Consider the following 3,016-nt stretch of genomic DNA (forward strand, 5'->3'; position numbering starts at 1 on the left):
GTCAGTCTGTAGAGCGACCATAAGACCAGAACAGAGTAAATCTGTTAAGGCAGGTGCGGAACCCCGCAAGGGAAAGAAGCAGAAACCCAAATCGTGAGGTTTGGGAATCGCCGTCCGTTTTACGGCGGCGAGGATGTCAATCTAGCGTGAGACTCTTGCCGAACCTGTCAGCAGCAGAAATTTGTGGCGGCGGGGTGCTGCTGGATCCAGAGTCTGGTTTAATTACTACTATGGGTTAACAATTAGTCGTGTATTTAGAGGGAAACTATGGCCAATAAGCCAGAGCGCGTGGTTCTAATCGGTGTAGCTGGGGACTCCGGTTGTGGGAAGTCTACTTTTTTACGTCGTTTGACCGATTTATTCGGGGCCGAGTTTATGACAGTGATCTGTTTAGATGACTACCATTGTCTCGATCGCAAACAGAGAAAAGAGGTGGGTGTCACCGCACTCAATCCGAAAGCGAATAACTTTGACCTGATGTACGAGCAGATTAAAGCTCTCAAGGAAGGTCAAGCCATTAATAAACCTATTTATAATCATGAAACGGGGATGATCGATCCCCCCGAAATCATCGAACCGAATAAGGTAATCGTGATCGAGGGACTGCACCCCTTATATGATGAACGAGTCCGGGCCCTATTAGATTTCAGCGTTTATCTCGATATTAGCGATGAAGTCAAAGTTAACTGGAAAATTCAACGGGATATGGCCGAGCGCGGTCACACCTATGATGATGTGATGGCGGCTATTAATTCTAGAAAACCGGATTTCAGTGCCTATATCGATCCCCAAAGACAGTACGCTGACGTGGTGATTCAAGTGCTGCCCACCCAATTACTTGAAGATCACGAAAGTAAGTTACTACGGGTCCGTTTAATCCAGAAAGAAGGGGTAGAAAACTTTGAACCCGCTTATCTGTTTGATGAAGGTTCCACCATCGATTGGCGGCCCTGTGGTCGTAAATTGACCTGCGCTTATCCTGGTATTAAACTCTACTATGGTCCAGATGGCTTCTTGGGGAATGAAGTGTCGATTCTGGAACTAGATGGTCAATTCGATAACCTCGAAGAAATGATCTACATCGAAAGCCATTTGAGCAAAACCGGCACTAAATACTACGGTGAAATGACCGAATTACTGCTCAAACACAAGGATTATCCCGGCTCTACCAATGGTACGGGTTTATTCCAAGTGTTAGTCGGTCTCAAAATGCGTGAAACCTACGAAAAACTAATGGCCGCTGAATCAAAAGTGGCAGCCCAAGTCTAGTTTCTAGTTTTGACCGAGCCGGCATCCTACCCAGGTAGGATGCCGGTTTTTTTAATCCACTAATCCCGATCGCAGGGCCAGCACTGCCGCTTGAGTCCGATCATCCACAGAGAGTTTATTTAAGATATTGCGGACATGGGTTTTCACCGTGCCGATGGTGATATAGAGTCGCTCGGCAATCTGAGCATTACTACAACCCGCAACAATCAGATCGAGAATTTCTCGCTCTCGTGCCGTTAGGGGGGCATTTTCCAGCAATTGGTGATATTCTCGGTCAACGCCTTGAATTATCACTGTTTTGGTCCCGGCAGCCGCACCGACGGGAACATTTTGGCGCACTTGTTGCAGAACAATATTAGCGATCGCAGGGTCAAGCCAATGATTGCCTTCGTGGGTGGAATAAATCGCCTCGATTAACTTATCAATGCTAATATCCTTCATACAGTAGGAATCAGCCCCAGCACTAAAAGCCGCTAAAACCTGTTCTTGGGTTTTGTGCATGGTTAGCATGAGGATTTTCGTGGCCAGGGGGTCTTCGCCCCGATTTTGTTGGAAGCGTCGCACTAACTCGATCCCATCGATCATAGGCAAACCTATATCGATGATCGCTACATCGGGTTTAGTCTCCTCTAGCAGTTTCAGTCCCTGTAATCCACTGATCGCTTCCCCTACCACTTGAATACCTTCCCGATGCTGGAGAGCCACCACTAAGCCCATGCGGGTTAAATCGTGATCTTCTACAACGATAACCCGGACTTTATCCATATTTTTTGACCAGTTTCGCCGAAGTAAGTGATGATTTGATAATTTTGGCTTTTCGATTATTAGAGCCGCTCCTTAACATTGACTTCACTCCCTTCCTCCTTCTCTGAATTCCGCTTTCTTATTCTTCATTCGGCAATCCCCTTTTTCCGGTTGATTTTATTTATACTTACTAAAAGCAGAGATTGCCAATATACTTAGCCTCCCCTAAAATATACTCAAATCTACCCCAATTTACCCAGAATTTTCTGCTTTAATTCTTTCTTTATAATATCATACAAATCTCGATTATGCAAGGATTTGGCTTTTCTGGTTTCTGTGTGGAAACGAGGCCTATACTGATAGTTGATTTATTCACCAAAATAGCCCTAAAAGTCTTTCCCAGTAAACATTTCAGAATTTCATCGGCAAAAATTATTACACAAAGTCGAGAAGAGCCAAGATAATTTTAAGAAGAATAAGCTAAACGGCGCTTAACCTGCATGATCCAACAGCTATAACCCTTTTGGAGTCTATATCGGTGATCCGAAGTAAAAGCCGTTTAGCTTACATCTTTGAGCAGCTTGGATTTTGGATTGGGAGCATTTCACCTTTGTAACCCCTAAATTAAGTTTTTATGTCAAGCTATTTTGAAAGCCTTGCTAGAAACCAGTTTTAGGTATAAGTATAATTACTCACTTGCATAAATGAGATGCTCCCCTTGGATTTTCATAGAATAGAACCAAGCTCTGGTTTAATTAATTTTTTAGCCTATTGGGACTTAGGCATTTTCGTTCAAAAAAGGATACATTTGGAGACTCATTGGGACTTAGGCATTTTCGTCCAAAAAAGGATACATTTGGAGACTCATCGAAAATTTGGGTCTGAAACCCCGTCGTTCTACGACGGCTTTACTGTTAAATATTAGCACATTTGCGAAATATATGCTAAAATGTGAGGTATGGAGAAAGCCTATTCGTTTCGATTTTACCCAACACCAGAACAA

At 43.7% G+C, this 3,016-nt stretch carries 3 protein-coding genes; 2 read left to right on the top strand and 1 reads right to left on the bottom strand.

The window, feature by feature from the left end:
- Positions 1–267: 267 nt before the first annotated feature.
- On the top strand, positions 268–1,269 hold the full coding sequence (locus IM456_RS03395) for a phosphoribulokinase (RefSeq protein ID WP_012266619.1): 1,002 nt from the start codon (positions 268–270) through the stop codon (positions 1,267–1,269).
- A gap of 51 nt (positions 1,270–1,320) precedes the next feature.
- On the opposite strand, the gene IM456_RS03400 is transcribed toward IM456_RS03395, so the two are convergent.
- On the bottom strand, positions 1,321–2,034 hold the full coding sequence (locus tag IM456_RS03400) for a response regulator (protein ID WP_287692191.1): 714 nt from the start codon (positions 2,032–2,034) through the stop codon (positions 1,321–1,323).
- A gap of 937 nt (positions 2,035–2,971) precedes the next feature.
- On the opposite strand from IM456_RS03400, the gene IM456_RS23205 reads away from it, so the two are divergent.
- Positions 2,972–3,016: helix-turn-helix domain-containing protein (locus tag IM456_RS23205; RefSeq protein ID WP_353737100.1), on the top strand; the 45-nt coding region annotated here is incomplete at its 3' end.

It is taken from the genome of Microcystis sp. M079S1, from assembly GCF_020246425.1.
Taxonomy (GTDB): domain Bacteria; phylum Cyanobacteriota; class Cyanobacteriia; order Cyanobacteriales; family Microcystaceae; genus Microcystis; species Microcystis aeruginosa.